This is a genomic window from Cerasicoccus maritimus, from assembly GCA_031296935.1.
In the GTDB taxonomy this organism is placed as follows: domain Bacteria; phylum Verrucomicrobiota; class Verrucomicrobiia; order Opitutales; family Cerasicoccaceae; genus Cerasicoccus; species Cerasicoccus maritimus.
In genome coordinates, this window is sequence record JAVDPD010000009.1 from 75122 (window position 1) to 95252 (window position 20131).

General features: G+C 58.2%; 18 protein-coding genes. 8 read left to right on the forward strand and 10 right to left on the reverse strand.

What is annotated here, in order from left to right; genetic code table 11:
* Window positions 1-25: 25 nt before the first annotated feature.
* Window positions 26-1915 carry a hypothetical protein gene (locus RBB62_RS08015; RefSeq protein ID WP_309398218.1) on the reverse strand — a complete coding sequence of 630 codons (1890 nt, stop codon included), beginning with the start codon at window positions 1913-1915 and terminating at the stop codon, window positions 26-28.
* Window positions 1912-3825 carry a hypothetical protein gene (locus RBB62_RS08020; RefSeq protein ID WP_309398219.1) on the reverse strand — a complete coding sequence of 638 codons (1914 nt, stop codon included), beginning with the start codon at window positions 3823-3825 and terminating at the stop codon, window positions 1912-1914. The genes RBB62_RS08015 and RBB62_RS08020 overlap by 4 nt, the downstream gene beginning before the upstream one ends.
* Before the next feature lie 153 nt (window positions 3826-3978).
* On the opposite strand from RBB62_RS08020, the gene hemL reads away from it, so the two are divergent.
* From hemL to RBB62_RS08040, 4 genes are all read left to right on the forward strand, one after another.
* Window positions 3979-5274, forward strand: a complete 1296-nt coding sequence (gene hemL / locus RBB62_RS08025; RefSeq protein WP_309398220.1) for a glutamate-1-semialdehyde 2,1-aminomutase — start codon at window positions 3979-3981, stop codon at window positions 5272-5274.
* Between the two features lie 282 nt (window positions 5275-5556).
* The gene (locus RBB62_RS08030) at window positions 5557-7215 is read left to right on the forward strand and encodes a sensor histidine kinase (protein ID WP_309398221.1); all 1659 of its coding nucleotides are present in this window, start codon (window positions 5557-5559) and stop codon (window positions 7213-7215) included.
* Entirely contained in the window at window positions 7208-7651 is a 444-nt protein-coding gene (locus RBB62_RS08035; protein ID WP_309398222.1) for a response regulator, read from the forward strand. Before RBB62_RS08030 ends, RBB62_RS08035 begins: the two co-directional genes overlap by 8 nt.
* A gap of 2 nt (window positions 7652-7653) precedes the next feature.
* On the forward strand, window positions 7654-9624 hold the full coding sequence (locus RBB62_RS08040; RefSeq protein ID WP_309398223.1) for a hybrid sensor histidine kinase/response regulator: 1971 nt from the start codon (window positions 7654-7656) through the stop codon (window positions 9622-9624).
* 30 nt (window positions 9625-9654) lie between these two features.
* Here RBB62_RS08040 and RBB62_RS08045 read toward each other — a convergent pair whose 3' ends face one another.
* Window positions 9655-10608, reverse strand: a complete 954-nt coding sequence (locus RBB62_RS08045; protein WP_309398224.1) for a purine nucleoside permease — start codon at window positions 10606-10608, stop codon at window positions 9655-9657.
* 273 nt (window positions 10609-10881) lie between these two features.
* Between RBB62_RS08045 and RBB62_RS08050 the strand changes: the two genes are divergently transcribed.
* The 3 genes from RBB62_RS08050 to RBB62_RS08060 all read left to right on the forward strand — a co-directional run bounded on the left by RBB62_RS08050 (window position 10882) and on the right by RBB62_RS08060 (window position 13457).
* On the forward strand, window positions 10882-11904 hold the full coding sequence (locus tag RBB62_RS08050; protein ID WP_309398225.1) for an ABC transporter permease: 1023 nt from the start codon (window positions 10882-10884) through the stop codon (window positions 11902-11904).
* Window positions 11894-12664, forward strand: a complete 771-nt coding sequence (locus tag RBB62_RS08055; protein ID WP_309398226.1) for an ABC transporter permease — start codon at window positions 11894-11896, stop codon at window positions 12662-12664. Before RBB62_RS08050 ends, RBB62_RS08055 begins: the two co-directional genes overlap by 11 nt.
* Window positions 12665-12734: 70 nt before the next feature.
* Complete coding sequence (locus RBB62_RS08060; RefSeq protein WP_309398227.1) at window positions 12735-13457, forward strand: PEP-CTERM sorting domain-containing protein; 723 nt, start codon at window positions 12735-12737, stop codon at window positions 13455-13457.
* A gap of 203 nt (window positions 13458-13660) precedes the next feature.
* Here RBB62_RS08060 and RBB62_RS08065 read toward each other — a convergent pair whose 3' ends face one another.
* The 7 genes from RBB62_RS08065 to argH form a co-directional block, all read right to left on the reverse strand.
* A complete protein-coding gene (locus RBB62_RS08065; protein WP_309398228.1) occupies window positions 13661-14113 on the reverse strand; it encodes a hypothetical protein in 453 nt (150 codons plus the stop codon).
* A gap of 196 nt (window positions 14114-14309) precedes the next feature.
* Window positions 14310-14762, reverse strand: a complete 453-nt coding sequence (locus RBB62_RS08070) for a DUF5069 domain-containing protein (protein WP_309398229.1) — start codon at window positions 14760-14762, stop codon at window positions 14310-14312.
* Window positions 14763-14838: 76 nt separating this feature from the next.
* Window positions 14839-15294 (reverse strand): DUF1348 family protein, encoded by a 456-nt coding sequence (locus RBB62_RS08075; RefSeq protein WP_309398230.1) that lies wholly within the window; start codon window positions 15292-15294, stop codon window positions 14839-14841.
* Between the two features lie 82 nt (window positions 15295-15376).
* The gene (locus tag RBB62_RS08080; RefSeq protein WP_309398231.1) at window positions 15377-15919 is read right to left on the reverse strand and encodes a carboxymuconolactone decarboxylase family protein; all 543 of its coding nucleotides are present in this window, start codon (window positions 15917-15919) and stop codon (window positions 15377-15379) included.
* A gap of 73 nt (window positions 15920-15992) precedes the next feature.
* The gene (locus tag RBB62_RS08085) at window positions 15993-16565 is read right to left on the reverse strand and encodes a TetR/AcrR family transcriptional regulator (protein WP_309398232.1); all 573 of its coding nucleotides are present in this window, start codon (window positions 16563-16565) and stop codon (window positions 15993-15995) included.
* Window positions 16566-16914: 349 nt separating this feature from the next.
* Window positions 16915-17256: a response regulator gene (locus tag RBB62_RS08090; protein WP_309398233.1), complete on the reverse strand. Its 342-nt coding sequence runs from the start codon at window positions 17254-17256 to the stop codon at window positions 16915-16917.
* Window positions 17257-17578: 322 nt separating this feature from the next.
* Window positions 17579-18979 (reverse strand): argininosuccinate lyase, encoded by a 1401-nt coding sequence (gene argH / locus RBB62_RS08095; RefSeq protein WP_309398234.1) that lies wholly within the window; start codon window positions 18977-18979, stop codon window positions 17579-17581.
* A 157-nt stretch (window positions 18980-19136) separates the two neighbouring features.
* Between argH and RBB62_RS08100 the strand changes: the two genes are divergently transcribed.
* On the forward strand, window positions 19137-20054 hold the full coding sequence (locus tag RBB62_RS08100; RefSeq protein ID WP_309398235.1) for a TraB/GumN family protein: 918 nt from the start codon (window positions 19137-19139) through the stop codon (window positions 20052-20054).
* The last annotated feature ends 77 nt before the right edge of the window (window positions 20055-20131 follow it).

The following is a 20131-nucleotide window of genomic DNA, read 5'->3' on the forward strand; positions in this document are numbered from 1 at the left end:
GGCGGGGGTGGCTTTGCCGGGCGGTTTAGTCATCCTTGACGTATTTCATGAGCTTGGCGATTTCCTCGGGGGAAAGGTCGCTGGCGGCAAGGGTGGCGCGGGCGAGCTCTGGGTCCTTCCACTCGCGGAGGACTTGGCGCACGGATTTTTCGCGCATGCTATCGTCGCCGATGCCGGTGGCCCAATCGAAGGCGGCGGCGGGGTCGCTTTTGCGGATGTCGTTGGCGAGGTTTTCGTAGGCGCGGTCGCGGGCCTCGCCCTTGGGGAGGTCGGCGATCCAGATGGAGGCCTCGTAGGGATCGTGGTCGAGCCAGGCGTCGGAGACGGAGTCGACTAGGTCGGGCAGGCGTTCTTTGTCGACATTGTCGAGCCAGGCAGCGGCTTCGGCGGGGGATTGCCGGGCGAAGTTACGGATGTAATTTTTCTGCTGATTGTCTCCCAGATCGGCAAATCCCTGGGGGCCGAGGTAGTCAAAGAAAGACCAGGGGTCCTGGTTGGCCCAGTTGTTCTTGAGTTGATTTTGCATTTCCTCGTCACCTTCGACTGTCGTGGGGTCTTCGAGGATGGCGATGATGGCTTCGGCACCTTCTTCGATGGCGGGGTTGACGAAGGCGTAGCTTGAGTCTTTCTGGGTTTGCGGGTCGAGTGTGGCGTAGAATTCCTTGGCGGTCTCCCAGTCGTGTTGGACCATTTTATTGAGGATGCTGCGGAGGTAGTCGCGTTTTTCCTGGCCGTTGGGCATGGCCTGGACGCGGGCGATGGCGCCCTGGGGGTCTTCATCATATTGGTGGGAAATGAGCTGACTCATCGCATTGCGGTATTGGTATCCGTAGGGGAGTTGAGCGATGTAGTCCTCGGCGGCTTCGTTGTCCTGGCTGATGAGTTGTTGGATGGCCTGGGTGATGATTTGGTCCTGATTTAAGCCGTCAAGAGATGCGGTGGCCCACTCGATGACTTCGACGGATTTCTCCGGCGGGAGGTTCCAGAGGCTGAGCATGCGGTCGGGGTGGCGCTCTTGGCCAATGGCGGCGAGGGCGGCCTGGCTGTCTTGCTTAAACCACTCGGTGTAGAGTTGTCGGCGAATGTTGTTTTGCGTGTCGTGGCCCTTGATGGAGTCCACGAGGGCAAAGGCGCCGGGGAGGTCGTTTTGCTTGAGGACTTCGAAGTAGCCCTCGATGGCGCGTTTGTAGGGCTTGTAAGTGAGGCTGGAAAGCGTGGTCCAGGCGACTTCGGGGTCGAGCTCGGTGAGGTTGACGAAGATGTTTTTGTAGGTGTAGTCGTTGCCCGATCCGTAGGCCTGCTGGAGCTCCAGGGCTTTGAGCGGGTCGTCCCTCATGGTGTTGTAGATGAGGGTGTTCATGCGCTGCTTGCGCGTCTCCGCTGGCAGTTGCTGGATGGCGGCGACGGCACCGTAGAGGTCTTCCTTGGCCCAGCTGCTGATTACATAATGACCCAGTGTGGCGTTTTCTTTATCAGTGGGGTTCTGGAGGAATTTGGCGCGGGCGGCTTCGGGGTTGAGGTCGACCCAGCGGCGAAGCAGGAGGCCGCGCAGGTAGTGGCGCTTGCGGTCGTCTCCGAGGGACTCGATGGCGTCGAGGACCTCCTGTTCATTGAGGGAGAGGACGATGAACTCGATGCTGATGCGCTGGCCCAGCTCAATGTTGCGGAAATTGTAATTCTTTAAGTAATTGATGCGCTCGGCGGCGCTGGTTTCGAGCTCGCCCCGGTAGATGGCTTCGGCGGTTTGGCGTTCGGTGAGGTGCTTGGTTTTGGCGCGCCAGCGGGCGTTGGCGGCTTCGTCGACCTGGTTGGATGCAGTGACGCCGGGTCGCTGAATGGGAGTCGCGGGGGGATTGAGGACCCAGCCGAGGCCAAACGCGCCGACCAGTAGGAGCAGGATGAGCGCGTACTTCATTGCAGGTAATCCTCCTTGAGTTTTTCGATCTGCTCATCGGATAGGCCGCTCTTTTCAACGGCCTTCAGGGCGGCTTCGGGGTCGTTCTTTTTCCATTCACGCAGGGTGTAGCCGAGGGAGCGAATGCGCTTATTGTCGTCGCTGATGTCGAGGGCCCAGTTGAAGGCGGTTTCGGGCTCGTAGCGGCGGGTGTTGTTGGCGATTGATTCGATGGCGGCGTTGCGCATTTCGCCCTCGGGAAGCTCGTCAACCCAAGTGGAGGCGGCAAAGGGATCATGCTTGAGCCAGCTGTCGGCTACTTGCCGGACGGCGTTTTTCTGCTGTTCGGGGTCTTCCAGAGAGAGGGCCCAGGCGGCGGCTTCCTCTGGGTGGCTCTTGGCCCAGTTACTGGCGAGGTTGCCAGCGTTGCTGGAGTCTAGCGGCAATTCATGTTTTTCCATGAACTCAAATGCCGCGAGGTAATCCTGATTGGCCATCGAGCTGATGAGGTTTCGCTCCATGCGTTCGCGGAGCTTTGCATCCTCGACGAGGCGCGTCATGCTGAAGGCGGCCTCGGGGTCGGTCTTGGCGAGATTGTACATCATGCTGCGACCGATGTTGTCCTGCTGATCGCCGAAATCCGTGCTAAAATAAATATCGATGGCGGCGTTGGGTTCCTGTTGGGCGAGGTTGCTCATGACGGTGGAGTAGGTGTGGCGGGTTTCCTCGTCCTGGGGCTGTGTCAGGAGCCACTGGAGCGCCGCATGGGGATCGCTCTCGCTCCACTGAGAGACGACGTTGCGCATGGAGTCCTGATAGGCCCGGCCATAGTGCATTTGCTCGATGACGGCGGCAGCGGCCTCGGGGTTTTCCTGGGCCAGGTTCCGCAAGTAGTCACTGGTGGCGCGGTCCTGCAACTGGCCGTCGGACAATTCGGCAAACATATCAACCACGGCCAGCGGGTCATCCTTGGGGAGCGTCCAGGACATGCGCTGGAGCAGGTTGCCGCGGAGGAGGGGAGACTCGATGCTGGCCAGGGCATTGATGGCGGCGTCGGGGTCTTCGCGCTGCCAATGCTGGAAGGCGTTGCGGAGCACGTCGTAGCGGGAGTGGTTGGGGGGGAGCTCCATGCCAAGCCTCCAGGCTTCCTGCGGGTTCTGGTAGCCGTAGCTCTGGAGGAAACCTCGCCAGGCCTGCTCACTGGCTTTGCCTTCGGGCAGCGCCTCGGCGGCGGCTTTGGCGGCCTCGGCATCTTGCCAGCACCAGTTGGAAAACAAGTTTTGATAGAGCTGGCCTTGCATTTTTTGCCCCTCGAAGCTTTCTACGATTTTCAGGGCGCGTTGGGGGCTCTCGGCTGCGACCGCGCGGATGACGGCGCTGATTGCCCAGCGCTTTTCGTGGCCGGAGAGCTTCTCGGCCAAGCGAATGGCGTTGCGTGGGTTGTCTTTGCCAAGGTGTCCAAAGATGTTGTGTACATTGAAGTTCTTGCGGTCGCCGCCTTCGAGCATTTCCTGAAGTGCGGCCTCGGGGTTTCGGCTGATCCAGAGCCCGATGACTTCGCCCCGCATGCGGTGAGTGGGGTTTGCCTCGATGAACTGCTTGAGCTCGGCGCTCGACATTTGCTCGAGGATGCGGTGCTTGCGCAGTTGGGCTTCGAGGGAGCTGTCCTTGGCGAGCAGGGCGAGCTCGTCCCAGCGGTCCTGAACGTTGTTGGGCAGCGGGGCTTCCTCCACCTTTGGTTCGGTCGTCTTCGTGGCGTCGGCTTCGGTGGTGCTTTCGACGGGCAGATCGTGACCGGTAGATGCGTTAGCTTTGGCTTGGGCGGCGGCTTGTTGCGCAAGCGGGTTGGAGGCTTCCCAGGCGCCACGGGCCAACCAACCAGCGGCAATGGCGACTGGGGCGGCGAGGAATATCAGCCAATGGGGCTTCATTAGGGATCAGGATGGCAACACAGTTTCTGTTACATTAGGCAGCGCGATTAAAAAACGGTTCCTTCGCGTTGGCTAATAAAAAATGTTCTTATTCGGATTTTGAGATTCACTTTATGCTTCAACCCCGTGGGCGGATGCGACAGCCTGTGGCTCATGGCAACTCCCATCGAACAGGCTTCTTCCGCAGAATTACTTGAGCGTGCGCGCAAACTGATCCCCGGGGGCGTGAACTCCCCCGTTCGGGCGTTTCGCTCCGTGGGCGGCGCGCCGTTCTTCACGAAGTCTGCGCAGGGGAGTCGGTTGACGACGGCTGACGGCCAGGAGCTGATCGACTACGTGTGCACCTGGGGGCCGGCGATCCACGGCCACAACCGCGCCGAAGTGCGTGACGCCATTGCGGGCGCCTTGGCCAAGGGCACGAGTTTTGGCACGCCAAATCCTTACGAGGTCGCGATGGCTGAGGCCGTGGTGGAGCTGGTGCCATCCGTGGAAAAGGTGCGCATGGTCAACAGTGGCACCGAGGCGACGATGTCTGCCATTCGCCTGGCGCGGGGCTACACCGGACGCCACAAAATCATAAAATTTGCTGGCTGTTATCACGGTCATGTCGACGCCTTGCTCGTGGCCGCGGGCTCGGGCGCGTTGACTCTGGGCACGCCTGACAGCGCTGGCGTGCCGCCCGCTTTTGCCTCTGAAACCATTGTGCTGCCCTACAACAATGCGGGCGCGCTGGAGGCCGCGTTTTCGGCCCGCGGGTCGGACATCGCAGCGGTCATCGTGGAGCCGTATCCCGCGAACTGCGGCTTGATTTTGCCATTGCCCGGCTACCTTGAGGAAATGCGCCGCCTCTGCGACAAGCATGGCGTGGTGTTGATTTTTGACGAAGTCATGACGGGCTTCCGCGTGGCCAAGGGAGGCGTGCAGGAGCGCACCGGCATCACACCGGACTTGACTGCGATGGGTAAAATCATTGGCGGCGGTTTGCCCGTGGGCGCCTTTGGCGGCAAGGCCGAGATCATGGACATGCTGGCGCCGGAAGGGCCGGTGTATCAGGCCGGCACGCTGAGTGGCAACCCGCTGGCCATGGCGGCCGGCATTGCCGCGTTGGAGCTGCTCAAGTCCGAAGATCCCTATGCGCGGCTCGACTCGATGGGCGCGCAGATCCGCGATGCGTTGGAAGGAGCGGCCAAGGAAAAGGGTCTGCCGCTGCACGTGCCGCAGGTCGGCTCGATGTTTGCCATGTTCTTTACGCCCGAACCGGTGACGCACTTTGAGCGGGCGTTGGCCAGCGACAAGGAGATGTTCAATAAGGTCTTCCATTACGCGCTGGAGAACGGGGTTTACCTGCCGCCATCGGCCTACGAGACCTGCTTCATCAGCACGGCGCACAGTGATGCTGATATCGGTCGAACTGTCGAGGTGCTGACGGCTGGCTTGAGGCAGCTTTGATGGCTGTGACAGGACTCTGCTTTGCCTTGAGTCGAGTGCATTCCCGCACCAGCGGCGTTGGCTTTTCGCTCACAGCCTGCCGTGCTCAAGCCGCCTTGCTGGACACGAAAAAACACTGTGGCTGATCGTCCAATTTAGATGAAGATACTCTAGGTGTTTTTCTGACTGCGAGTGCAGTTTGTAATGTATTTTTGCATCAGGTGATGGATTGCGAAGTAAATGTATGCTAAGAGGATGCGTAATCTTGTAAAAGACTGAGTCGTCTTTCGCACCTGCTTTATCGTGTCCACCTCTACATCTGGGTTATATGCATCATTTTTTGATCTTCGGCCGTTTACGGTTGTGGGGGATTTGTTTGTTTTTTCAGCGGGGCATGGCTGGGATGACGCACATGTGTGGACACACGTGCTGGTAGATTTATTTATCTGGCTGGCATTTGCCGCAGTCGCTCTTGCGCTGGCGTTTGTGCTGTGGAAGCGCCCGGCAATGAAGCATCGCAGCCTGTATTGCCTGTTGATGGGGCTGATCCTCCTCAGCGGCGTGACTCACCTGCTGGAGGCGCTCAGCTATTGGTGGCCGGGCTATCAGATTTTGGTGGTGATGAAAGTGTTGGCGGGGCTTGCATTTTTAATCGTCGTGATGGTGGGCATGACCAGAGTTCTGCCGCAAATTGCAGGGTCGTCAGCGAAGGGCGCGCTACCCAAAGAGGCGGTGCTCGGCCTTGATGTAGAGGAGCAATTAGCCCGCGCGAATCTATTTCGAACGGCCATGAGGCATGCGCCGATAGGGCAGGCAATTGTGGGGCTGGACGGTGCCTGGATCAGCGTGAATGAGAAACTTTGTGAGGTCTTTGGTTACCGTGAAGATGAGTTGCTACAGAAAGATTTTCAGCAGCTGACGCACCCCGATGACTTGGATGCTGACCTGGCCTTGCTGGAACGCACGCTGGCTGGCGAGATCGATGAGTATTCGATGGAGAAGCGTTATTTCAACCGGGCAGGCGAGATCGTTTATGCGCTGCTGAGCGTGGTGCTGATTCGGCGTGACGACAAACCGCAGTATTTCATTTCGCAGATCGTGGACATTACCCCGCAGAGGGAACTGCTGATGCAGCAGGATTCGTTGATTCGCGAGTTGGAGCAGAAGTCCAATGAATTGCAGCAGATCATTTATGTGGTCTCTCACGATTTGCGTTCGCCGCTGGTCAATATCATTGGCTTCAGCACCGAGCTCGAGGCTACCTTGAAGGAGCTTGATCAACGACTGTGCGACAGTAATCCGGCACAGTGGGCGGTGAACGGAATTTGGGGCGATGACCTGCCGGAGATGCTGCACTTCATCCACGAAAGCGCCAGGCGGATGGATCGCTTGTTAAAAGGCCTGCTACAGTACTCCCGTCTCGGGCGCTATGAAATCACCGCCCAGCACTTGGACATGAACCGTCTCATGGGAGATTTGGTCGAGGATTTTGCCTTTCAACTGAAGGAGGTAGATGCTCGCATCACGCTTGGCGAGTTGGACAATTGTTGTGGTGATCTCACCTTGGTCACACAGCTCTTCGGGAACCTGATCGACAACGCCATCAAGTATCGCTCAACGGAGCGACCACTGGAAATCCGGGTGAGCTCGGAGGTCGTCGGCAGTCGCATTCGATATGTTGTGGCGGACAATGGTCTGGGCATCAAACCCAAGTTTCAGGAGAAGGTGTTTGAGGTGTTTCATCGTTTGCATCCTGATCTTACGGAAGGGGACGGATTGGGATTATCTATCTGTTATCTTGTTGCACGCCGTATGCGTGGCGACATCATGATCGATCCTGAGCCAGATGTGGGGGCCAAGTTTTACGTCGAATTGCCTCTTGATCTGCAAACCTATGCCAAGCCCCAACTGCTGATCAATAGTATGAGTCTAGCCCAACCACTGCATTCTGCCAATGAGTAGCCTTTGTCGCAATGTGATCATACTCCTGGTGGATGATGACGCCGGGCACCGGCATCTCGTGAAGCGCAGTTTAAAACGTCTCCAGGTCGCCAGCGAGGTCATCGAGTTCGAGCACGGTTTGGCGTTGTTGGAGTATTTGGCAGAGTCCCGAAAATCTGCAACGCCAATGGCTGAACGCTACGTTATCCTTTTGGATATTCGTATGCCGAAAATGTCTGGAGTGGAAGTCTTGCAAGAACTGAAGAGCGATCCCGTTCTGGATCCCATTCCCGTGATCATGGTTACCACCACAGACGACCCGTTGGAAATGAGGCGTTGTCATGAGCTGGGCTGCTGTCGCTACGTGACCAAGCCCGTCGATTCTGATGAGTTTGCAAAAGTCCTTCAGGACCTTGGGCGTTTCCTGTCAGACAATATTTTCCCCCCAACGCAATAACGATGAGTACTGAAACGAAGAATTACCACATCCTCGTCATCGAGGATAATTCAGGCATGCGCCTTATCGTTAGTCGGCGTTTGCGTGGCCAAGGCATGGAGGTGACGGCAGTGGGCAGCGCGGAAGAGGCGCTGAAGGCGCTGAGTGATCCGGAAAATGATTTCGATTTGGTGCTGCTGGATTATTTACTGCCCGACTCCAATGCCGAAAATATTGTGGCGGAGCACTGGGAGCGGCTGGGGAACCCGCCCTTCATCGTGCTGACCGGTTTTGGCGATGAGCGAGTGGCGGTGAAGCTGATGAAGCTCGGTGCCGAAGACTACATAACCAAAGATGCGGACTTCGTCGAGCACCTGCAGTCAGCCGTGGAGCGCACGCTGCGTCACGTGGCTGGCCAGCGGGAATTGAAGGCGGCTGAGCGTCAATTGAAGGAAAGTGAGGAACGGCTGAATTTGGCGATCCGCTCGGCCGGAATTGCCGTGTGGGATATCAACCTCGCGGAGGAAACCGCGATTGTTGACGAGCGTTGGCGCAAGGTTTCGGGTGCCGATTTACCCGCGAATCCGGTTCCCTTGAAGAAGTTGTTTCTCTCGATTCATCCGGAAGATTTTGGCGGGTTTATTCGGCGTTGGCGGAGCTTCTTGCAGCATAAGGGGCATGGTCCGGATTTCGAGACGCTGTTTCGGCTCGAAAACCCCAATGTTGGCTCACGTTGGATTGAGTGTCAGGCCATTCAGGTTAGTGCGGCCGGCAAGGCTGAGCCCTTGCGCGCGGTCTGCTCGCTGCACGACGTTACGGACCGCATTAACATCCAGGAAATGGAGGAGCAGCTGCGTCACATTCAGGGGCTCGATACGCTGGGCGCTATGGTGGGCGGCATTGCCCATGACTTCAATAATGTCCTCGCGTCGATTATCGGCTACAACGAGCTGACCATGCGCCACCCCTCCAACGAAGAGAGCGTTTTGGCGAATGCGAAATACATCGAACGGGCCACGCAGCGAGCGCGGCATATCATTAAGCAAATCCTGCTTTTTACCCGCCGTGGGGAGACGGAAATTGAGCAGGTGGACTTGGTTTCGCTGGTGGATGAAGCGGTCGGATTTATCCGGGCAGTGGTGCCGCCAGATGTTCAATTACTGACTGAATATGAGATCGATTCAGCGATTATCAGTGCCGACGCGGGCCAGATTAGCCAGGTCATCACCAATTTGTTGAGCAATGCGGCCTATGCGATGAAGGGGCGGGAAGGGGCGATCCAAGTGCGGGTATTTTCAGCGAACGTTGCTTCGGCCGAAGATTGTAGCCCTCAGATGGCGGGCAAAACCTTTGTCGTTCAGGTGGAGGACGATGGGCCGGGCGTTCCCGAGAAAATTCGTGAGCGCATTTTCGATCCCTTTTTCAGCACCAAGCCTCGAGATGAAGGCAATGGTCTGGGTTTGGCGACCTCGTTGGGCATTATCAATTCACATGGGGGCAAGCTGGAGTTGGATAGCAGTCGGCAGGGCGCGTGCTTCTGCGTGATCCTGCCCAAATGTCAGGACAGTCCACCGGCCTCGGTGCCCATTTCGGCAGCAACGGAGTCTCCCAGTACGCTGCGTGCCTTACTGGTGGATGATGAGGCACCGCTGGTAGAAGTGACTCGGGCGTTGCTGACGATTCGTGGCTATCAGGTAGATGCCTTTCACGATCCCTTGCAGGCGCTGGAGTGCTTTCAGGAAAATCCCTCGGCCTATGATATCGCGCTTTGCGATTATAGCATGCCGCGAATGAATGGCGTGGCCTTGATTAAGGAGTTGCACCAGCTCGCGGAACAGTTGCCTTGCGTCTTGGTTACTGGAAACATGGACGAAGTGCAGGCGGATGTGATTGAGCAGGACCCGCGCATCTCGGTGTTGCTCAAACCTTACAAGCACGAGGAGCTGGTGTCAGCAATGGCAGATGTGCTGCCAGATGATATCGATGCTGATTAGAGAGCATCTTTCACCTCGATAACAGGTGGGTTATTGGAGCCACTGCTGGAGGATATGCCCGCCCACGCGACCTGCATTCTCAAGCGCCGCGAGCATGCCGGGATAGTTTGGCTCAGATTCTCCCACAAGATTTTGCACCGCGCATTTGCCGGGCGGAGGCATGGTAAAGTTACTGCCGGCGCGGAGCACGAGCGTCTGGTCCAGGCGGGCGCGCTCCATGCGCTCTAGTTGAGCAATGGCGTGCAGCGTGCCCGTGTCTTCCATGGCGGAGGTGACGAAGCGTGATTGGCCATCGGTCCAGTAGCGCATCCATTGCTCGGCCCATTCGTTATGATGCTCGCCATGCCAGAACCTTGCGGCTGAGAGCGATCCGCCGACTTCGACGCAGGGCGCCGCTGTAGTCTTGGGGAAGGAGGCAAAGTCTTTTTGCTCAGCCTGGAGTTCTGGTGGGTTGGCCAGCTCCAGCGCGGTGGTTTCGTGCATGGCCCAGGCCAGTAGGTCGGGGTTGAGCTGAAAGCGCTGGTAGGGGCGGCCAAAAAGCCCGCTTTCCAGGGTGCTGGGCCCGTAGGGTTTTTTGGCGCCGAGGGGGAAAATACCAATGGGCCAATTTGCCGGTGCGCTGCGCAAGTCGACTTCGTGGCCGAGATCTCCATCGACGACCCAGTCCGCCCAATAAACGCTGCCGAGGCTGGCTTCGTTGGGGTTCACGCCCGCAATACCGCTGATGAGCCAGTGCGCGTTACTCAAGTCATATTGGCCACAAAGCCCCAGCGCCATAGTGGAGACGGCGGTGTTGGCGGTGCCGACGCCTGCGACGATGGCCAGGAGCGAGTGGTCGTGATTGGCGAACAGGTGGTCCAGGCCACTACCTGGCAGCTCAAATGGCTCCAATCCGAAGGCTTTCCGATAGGGCGTTAGCTCGCCAGCTTGTCCGCTTTCGGGTTCAAACATCGTTACCAAGACTGCTTTGACTGGAACAGGCATGCGACAAGCATCCCGTTTTTTGGGCTAAAGGCACGCCGAAAAATGCATTAGCCCGCTAATCAACACATGCTGCCGACTTCGGTGACTTGGCTGTCGCTGACAACATCGCCCTGCCTCTCCGCCCCAAAACGCCTGCCCCTCAGCTTTTGCGCAACGGAACGTTGCCAAAACACCCGATGCAACGGCACTTGGCTTGGCCACAGGGCAAAACTTTGGATGCAACGGCACGTTGCTTGCCCTTGACATGGGGGTGGGGGTGGATGGCATGGAGGGATGATCGCGTTTGCGGTTCGTAAGTCTTTGCTGCTACTGGCGTTGTTTTTGACGGCGAGCGCGCTGCTGTTCGTGGCGTCGCGACTGGCGCTGGGTGATGGTGTACTCTTGGCGCAGAAGGCTCCCGACCCGGAGCGCGCGGCAGAGATCGAAGCGGCGTTGGGTTTGCATCAACCGTGGCCCGTGCAGTACGTTAGCTACTTGAGCAACTTCCTGAGTGGCCAGTGGGGTGCGAGTCTTTTAAATCAACGTTCCGTCGCGGATGAGGTGAAAAATAGACTGCCTGCGACGCTGGAGCTTAGCCTTTCTGCGCTCGTGATCGGCTTGCTCATCGGTGTGGGGACAACGCTGCTGGCGGAGGCCGCGCCTTGGCGTTGGGCCCGGCGGTTACCGGAGGCGTTGGGAGCGCTCGGGTTGACAGTGCCCATCTTCTGGCTTGGCTTGGTGTTTATCATTCTGGGTGCCGCGTGGCTGGGCTGGTTTCCGGTTTCGGGTCGCTTTGACTTCATCCTTGAGCGACCGACAGGCACCGGTTTTTTGGTGATCGATTCGCTGGCTGCCGGTGATTGGGAGGCCTTGGGCAGTGCGTTGCATCACCTGGCGCTGCCTGCGTTTTGTTTGTCATTTTTCCCGGCGGCAGTGGTCAGTGGCCTGCTGCGTGCGCGCATGCGGGAGCCGCGCTGGCAACGGCTGATCATTGCCTTGCGGGCGAAGGGGCTATCGCCCACGTCGATCTGGCTGCGTCATGGGCTAAGGCTGTTGGGCGCGCCGTTAATCATTGCGCTCGGGACGAGCTTTGGGCTGCTGCTCGGTGGTTCGGTGTTGACGGAGACGGTCTTTGCCTGGCCGGGCATGGGACGCTATTTGGTTGGCGCAGTGCTCGACCGCGATGTATTTATCATTCAATACGCATTGCTACTGGTGATGTTTTTAATCTTCGTCGTGGTCTGGCTGGCGGAGATGCTCGCCGTGGCGCTCAATCCCAGGCTTGCGCAGATGGAAGGAGACGGCAGTGCGCGTTAATTGGCTGCTTGCGGGGGTGGCGGCGATTGCTGCGGTGGGGCTGGTCTGGACGCCTTATGACCCTTTGGCGCAAGACTTCCGAGAGCTGCGGCTCGCTGGCTTTGGCGCGGCGCATTGGCTTGGCGTGGATGGCCTAGGGCGCGATGTGCTGAGTCGGCTTTGGCGCGGTTTGGGGAACACGGCGGGCCTTAGCCTTTTGGCGCTTGGGTTGAACTTCGTGGTCGCGGCAGCGATGCTGACCGTAGAGGAAACAACGGGCCGCATTGGCCGCACGTTCGTCCCGCTGGTTGCCTCGGTCTGGCTGGGGTTGCCGGTCATTTTCCTAAGTTTGATTTTGCTCGTCTTTCTGCCACCAGGTGGAGCGACGCTCGTGCTGGCCGTTGCCTTGGGCAATGCCTCGATCAGCTACCGGCAATTGCGGATTAGCTGGCGCGAGCAGATCCGGGCACCCTATGTGGAGGCCAGCGAAACGATGGGCGCGAGCGGCTGGGGATTTTTCCGGCGGACATTGTGGCCGAATCTCGCGCCCGATGTTGTGGCCTTGGCTCGCTTGATCTTTGCGCTGTGTGCTCTGGAACTGAGTGGCTTGGCGTTTTTGGGGCTGATCGGCGACCCGGATTTTCCAGAGCTAGGCGCCATGCTCCGGCAGAATCAAGCCTACCTGACCAACGCTCCCTGGCTCCTTTTATTACCTGGTAGCTTGCTCAGCGGATTGCTGTTGGTGGTGCACCTGAGTGGTCATCGCGTAGCACAAGACTAGGGAATACTTCTCAGAGGTGGTTAATTTTCACTTGCCACATTAGGGTGTGAAATCTAGTATCTGACCTACTATGAAACTGCTATGTTATTCATTATTAGGGCTGTCTTCGCTCAGTGCGACTGCGGCATTCATTACCTATCAAGACGGTATTACCAATACTTCTAACGCCTCGGGCCCCAGCTGGGTGAGTGGTAGTGTGATGTTTTTGGATATTATCAGTAACTACGCCGGGGCTCCCGATGTGAGTGGTGCCACTGGTTTTTCCTCCAGCGGATTTGACCTATTTGAGCCAACTGGTGGCAATCTGGACATTACCCTGCTGACTTGGGAAATTGGCTCCATGTCTCTGTATCAAGGGGCGGGGACCTTAACGCTGTCACCTGGGGTAGCCACTCCTGGTTTTGAAGACTATCGCTATGATGATGCTTCTGGCACTGCTCCATACAACCTGAACTTCTTCTACGACGGCGATCTGTGGGCCTCTGGCTATATTACCAGTTTCGTAACCGAGGTGGATAACAACTCAGATTTTTCTGCAGTTGGAGCGGGTTCAGGCTATCTGGCTGAGGCGACGGTTGCTGGTGCTGACTTCCTGGCTGAAGTGGGCGCGTTAACAAGCTCAACGAACGAATTTTCTTTCACTGCGGATAATTTCTCGCCGGTCGTTCCAGCAGACCCGGGCACTTTTTCTAGCGTAGGTGCCATTAACTTTGTGCCGGAGCCGGGAACTACCGTAGCCGGAATGGGCGTGTTGGCTTTAGGCGCGGTTCTTATCCGTCGGCGTCAGCGCTAGCTTCTATTCTACTGCCCCAAACAATGGAAGCGACGGTTTGTTTTTAAGCCGTCGCTTCTTTTTTTTTGTGTGGACTAAAAAGCTGCGGACCTTGTCGATCCGCAGCTTCGTTGGCTTTCGTTGCCGTATCGCAAACTTTTCCGGTGCAGCAGAATGCTGCCATTTGCCCATTGGCCAAATCTATGGGTCCAGCCGCAGGCAGGTTAGGGGCAGGGGATGGCGGTCGGAGTTGATTCCGAGGCGTGCTCCTGCTCGCGGTTGACTGGGAAGTAATACGCCAGCGGAATCGCGTAAAGCCAGTGACGGCTCATGGAGAGGATTGGGAAGATGATCCCGCCTTCGAGCCCTGCGATGCCCAAGCCCAGGAGCGGGAACAGCAGGAACCAGACGAGCATAATCGTCTCCAGCGTGGTGAAGCACAGGGCGCGGAACCAGCCCGGGCCTGGCAACGATGGCACCAGCGCGGCATAGATCGCCGCCAGGGCAACGCCGTTGCCAAAGTGCATGACGAGGGCCACGGGCAGGGGGACGCCGATGGCGCTTGCGAGCACGTTGGGGATGTCCCACCAGGTAGAGGTGAAGAGGAAGCCGGTGACGTCGAACAGTAGCGTCCCAATGACGCCGGCGAGGAGTGCTTTGATCCAGTTGATTTTCATGGTCGTGGTATGGTTGGTTGTTTGGATGGATGTTGGTTGTTGGTGGTTTCGGAAAGTTTGGGTGTGTTGAATGTTTCTGTGGGTTCTCAAGGTAGGGACGGTTGCCCTCAACCGTCCGTCGCGTTGTCTTTCGCCTGTTCAGTTGGAACGCGGACGGTTGGGGGCAACCGTCCCTACCCATGAAGCTAGATGTAGATCAGGCCGCGCCGCCGTAGCGGACGTAGTCGTCGACGTCCAAGTATTCAAAGAGGGTGCTGATATCCGGGCGCGGGGGTGTGAGCGACTCCGCGTATTCGGCGAACCAGGCGCGGGCTTCGGTGCTGAGGCCCGGGACGTTTTCCAGCCAATTGCTCCAGGCCGCGATCTCGTGTGGAAGCAGCGGGCGGGCGGTATTGGCGTGGACCCATTGCAGGATGGCGAGGTCGCCGCCGCCGCGGGCTACTTCGGCCAGGAGGGCGTCGGCAGAGATGCCGGTGAAGCGGAAGAACTCGCGGTCGAGCAGGCTGTCGTTGCCGTATTCGTAGTCGCCGATCGTGCCAGCGGTTTGGGCGCGCGCCTTGTCGATGAGGCGCGGCAGGTGGGCGAAGCCGCCAAGGCGGACACGCGGGCTGCGCGGCGGGCGTGTGGTGAGGTCAGTTTTCGTAGTCATGGTGAGTGTGGATTTGGATGTGGGTGTTTTGCCCGCCTTCGCCGGAGCGAAGGCGAGGCGGGTTGGTTGATGGAAATTACAGGCGGCGGTCTTCGATGAAGATGCGCTCGTCGTTGATGGAGGCGTAGCGCTTGGCCATGAAGCCGTCGGCGTTGTACTCCCAGTTTTCGTTGCCGTGGGCGCGGAACCATTGGCCGGAATCGTCGCGCCATTCATACTCGAAGCGCACGGCGATGCGGTTGTCGGAAAAGGCCCACAGGGTTTTCTTGAGCTTGTATTCGTGCTCGCGCTGCCACTTACGGGTCAGGAAGTCGACGATCTCGGCGCGGCCATTGATGAACTCGGAGCGGTTGCGCCACTCGGAGTCCTCAGTGTAGGCGAGAGACACGCGGACGGGGTCCTGGGAGTTCCAGGCGTCTTCGGCGAGCTGGACTTTTTCGCGGGCGGTTTCCTCGGTGAAGGGCGGCAGCGGGAGGTGTTGCGGCTTGGGGACCGCGCAACCGCAGTAGCAGGCATGGGTGGTGGTGGTCATGGTGGAAAGTGGGTGGGAGGCCGGCAGCGGGTGGACGCCGCCGGCCCCGGTGGTGGTGGATTGGATGGTTGGAAAGGGCGCGTTAAGCGGCACTGACGGCCACGCGCGGGAAGTCGATTTCCGGCTCCGCGAAGTTGTTCACGTAGTTCGTGAGGATGTTCACGGCGACGTTGGCCACGACTTCGAGCGCTTCCTCCGGCGTGACGCCCTGGGCGATGGCGTCGGCGTAAACTTCGTCGGAGACGACGCCCTTGTTGGCGAGGATCTCGGCGGCCAGATCGAGGATCGCCTGCTCCTTGCGGATCGGGGACTTGCCTTCGCGGGCGGCCTGGACGTCTTGCGCCGGAATCTTGAGCAAGCCGCTGATCGCGGTGTGGGCGCTCAGGCAGTAGTCACAGCCGTTGCGCTCGGCAACGAGCAGGGCGAGCTTTTCGCGGGTGGATGGGCTGAGGCGGCCGCTGGAGACGGCGCCGCTGAAGCCGAGGTAGCCCTGGAGGGCTGCGTTACTGTGGCCGAGCGTCTTAACCATGTTCGGGACGAGCCCGAGCTTTTTGTTAACGGCGTCGTAGAGACCGGCGATGGATTGCGGCGCGTCGGCCGGTTCGAGGGTGCTGATTCTGCTCATTTTTTGATGTGTGTTGTTGGTTTTGTTTGAGACAGACCGGTCGGTCTGTTGTGGGTTAAAGAAAAAGCTAACTTTAAAGGAGTGATTCGAGGTGCTGCTTGGCGGTGTCGAGTGGCCAGGGCTCGCAGAAGTTCTGCATCTCCAGAAGGGCACCTTCGAAGAGGAGGTAAATGACCGTGCCAGTCTGGTCGGCAGTGATGGGTGGTTGCTCGGTGAAGTGCTGGCGGCAGAGGCTGCGAAAGAGCTCTAGTAGCTCGCGCTTATGCTCGGCGATCTCCTGGCGGAGGGGACTGTCGCATTGCGGTGTTTCGCAGAGGGTGTTGACGAAGGCGCAGCCGCGGTAGTTGCAGTCGGCCATCCAGTTGCCAAGGAAGTCGAAGGCGGCGAGGAGCTTGTCTCGTGGTGTCTCCTTGGTGGCGATGGCGGCCTTGAGCCAGCCATTCCAAGTGACGTGGCGGGCGCGAAGCCAGGCGACACCGAGTTCTTCCTTTGACTTAAAGTGGGTATAAAAGGTGCCTTTGGCAGTGTCGGCTTCCTTGATGATTTGTTGCACACCGGCCTGATTGTAGCCCTGCTCGTAGAAGAGCTTGGAAGCTACCTCGAGAATCTCGTCTCGCTTGGTTTTGGCTGGAGTGCTGTTGGACATGATGCCTAATAAGCCACAAACCGACCGGTCGGTCAATAGGTTTTTCGATTTAAATAAAAATTTTTTGGAGCGCTACCTTGTAGTGACAGTTTAGAGGGCGTCTAAAAACTCAATTGGTCTTCGCCGGAGAGAGTCTTCGGGGTCAAAATATCATTTCTTCATCTCGACGAAACTGGTTTCGCCTCGATTCAGAAGCCGAAATTTTGCCTCTCGAATACATCTCGCCGACTCGATCTGACTTTTTAGACGCCCTCTTAGAGACTACGCGTAACCTTGTTTTACATGCGCGACTATTTGATCTCTGAGTCAATCTGGATGTCGCGCATCCGACGGTCCAACTGTTGTCTGGCTAGACGGCGAGCCGGATTTTTTGATTGAGTGCGCTGGCGATGTAGGGCGATTCCAAGTAGTCGTCTACGTGTTGGGCGATGTTGTTTGTGCCAATCGCGTCGGCGTAGGCGACCACGCGGGGCTCGACGCCGGCTGCGAAGAGGAGCTCGCGCATGTTTTGGCATTCAGCGGAGGGGACCAACGAGTTTACGAGGATCATGTCGACATGTTCGGTAGCGGCGATTTCCAGCGCTTCCTGACAGTTGGCGGCGGCTACTTCGTCGTAACCCATGAAAGACAGTAGATTTTGGAGAGTTAGGCGGGAGGCTTTGTCCGGTTCGATTACCAATATTTTATACATGTCGGGCCTACTATAGCATCCTGTATGTTAATAGAGAATTAATGGGGGCTAATTCTCTAGAATTTCCAGCAAGGTAATAGGATCAGGGGTGGGAGCTCAGTTGAGTATCACGTCTTAGGGCAGGGAGATTTGAGCAAATGTCCAAAGGTAATCGCTACCTCTGAGCGTTGGTGTAATGCAGGGAGACAGGAATGCGGCTTGCTTGTAAGCTGCGCGCTACCTTAGTCAGTTGGATTGGCCATTTGCTCCAATGGGCAAATTCATGGATGCAACGGCACGTTGCCCGGATGCGCATGCATCCGACGGTCCGCGGGACGCTGGGCTAGAGGGCTTTGGACCACTTGGAGAGTTGCTTTTTGACTTCCTTGGGGCCGGGCATGCCGGTTTTTTCGCGTTTGCGGAGGGCGGCGGGGACGTCGAAGACCTCGACCCAGTCGGCGTCGAACTTCTTGTTGATCTTTTGGACGTCCTTCAGGGAAAGCTCGTTGAGCGGCAGCTCCTGCTCTTCGGAGAGGCCGACCAAGGCGCCGATCACGTGGTGGGCGTCGCGGAAGGGGACGCCGCGCACGACCAGGTAGTCCACGAGGTCGGTGGCGAGCAGGGCCGGGTCGCTGACGGCGGCAGCGCATTTTTGCTCGTTGAACGCAGCGCCATCGAGGGAGCCAGCAATGACGTCGAGGCACATGATGGTCTGATCAAAGGCGTCGAAAACGGGCGGCTTGTCTTCCTGGAGGTCGCGGTTGTAAGTGAGCGGGAGGCCCTTGACCATCGCCATGAGCGCGGTCACGTGACCCTGTAGGCGGGCGGCTTTGCCACGTAGGAGCTCGAAGCTGTCCGGGTTTTTCTTTTGCGGCATCAGTGAGGAGCCGGTGGTGAAGCTGTCCGGGAGCTTGATGAAGCCGAACTCGGCGCTGTTCCAGAGAATCATGTCCTCGGAGAGGCGCGACCAGTGGACGCCGCACATCGCGCAGGCGCTGGCGAACTCGATAAAGAGGTCGCGGTCGGACACGGCGTCCATACTGTTGGGCGTGCAGCGTGGCTTGCCCTTGACGTCGGTGAAGCCGAGCTCGACGGCGGTGAATTCGCGGTCGATGGGCAGGGTGGTGCCCGCGATGGCCCCGCTGCCGAGGGGGCACCAGTTGGCGCGGTCGGCAATGCCGGCAAAGCGGTCGCGGTCGCGGCCAAACATTTCAATGTAGGCCAGCAGGTGGTGGGCGACGGACACCGGCTGCGCGCGCTGCAGGTGGGTGTAGCCGGGGATGTAAATTTCCTTGGCGTCCTTGGCCAGGGCGAGCAGGGCACTCATGGCGCGGCCGAGGGCAGCGTCGACTTCCTCGCAGGCGTGCTTGAAGAACAAGCGCATATCGGTGGCCACCTGGTCGTTGCGGGAGCGCGCGGTGTGGAGTTTGGCGGCGGCGGGGACGCGCTTGGTCAGCTCCTGCTCGATGTTCATGTGGACGTCTTCGCTGGCGATGTCCCAGGTGAAGTTGCCCGCCTCGATGTCTTTCAGGATCGCGTCGAGGCCTTTGCGGATTTCGCGGCATTCCTTTTTGGAAATGATGCCGACGTGGGCGAGCATGGCGGCGTGGGCCTTACTGCCTTGCACATCGAAGGGGGCCAGGCGCGCGTCAAATGAAACGCTTTCGCTGAATACTTGCATGAGCTCGGCGGGACCGCTGGTAAAGCGTCCGCCCCAGGTTGCTTGTTTGCCTTTTTTCGCCATGTGTCTAATTAATTTTCAAGTTTCAGTTATCGGTGGTCAGTTTTCAATGGCCGTTGATCCGCGAGCCATGAGAGGGGGAGTTGGCTGAATTTCCGAGCCTAAACCATGCTGTAATTGAAAATTGAAATTTGGCCACTGACAACTGAGAATCGCGGGCATGACATTCCAAACATTGCTTCGCAGGGTGACGCTGCTGCTCGCCGTGGCGTTGATGAGCACGAGCTGCCTCCAGGCTCAGAACCAGGTGGGGACGTATCTGTTCGCGCTCGACAAGCAGGGCTACGCCACAAGCTACCTGTTTGGAACGATCCACCTGCCGGACAAACGCGTGACGCAGCTGCCAGAAATGGTGTTGGAGAAGTTTCGGGCAGCCGATGGCGTTTTTACGGAAATCCCGATGGAGCCGGAAATGATGCTCGGCGCCGCGCAGGCCATGATGCTCACCGACGGCCGCTCGCTGGAGGATATTTTGCCCGCGGAAACGCTGGAGGGCTTTGAACGCGAGCTGCACGCGATCCACCCGGAGTTCAGCGCGACGCCCTACATGCGCCTGAAAGTTTGGGCCGCCGCGACAATGCTGCTGACGCTCGAAACGCAGATGAAAAATCCCGGGCTCAATGCCATGGACCTCGCGCTTTACTCGGGCGCGAAAGAGGCGGGCAAGCGCGTGGGCGGCATTGAAAACCCAGAAGAACAGCTGGCGTTGTTTGAGGCCTTTAGCGAGGCCGAGCAAATCGAGCTCATGGACTCCATGCTGGGCTACATGAAGGAAATTCGCGAAGCAGGCGGCAGCTACACCGATGATCTGGTGGAGGCTTACCTGAGCGGCGACCTGCAAAAAATCGAGGAAATGATGGCCTCCTACGAAATGGGAGACAGTGCCCTACAGCAAAAATTTGAGAAGCTGTTCATCACCGATCGCAACGAGTTGATGGCGAAACGCATCGAAATGCGCCTACAGGCCAACCCGTCGAAGTCTTACTTTTTCGCAATTGGCGCGGCGCATCTTTATGGGACCAACGGGGTGCCGAAGCTGCTCAAAGACGCTGGTTTTGAGATTTCCCGGGTGCAGTAATTTACCCTTCACTTCCGGAATGCAACTTGCGAAGATAGGCCTCTAAATGCTGTTTTGCACACTAACCGCGCGGTCTC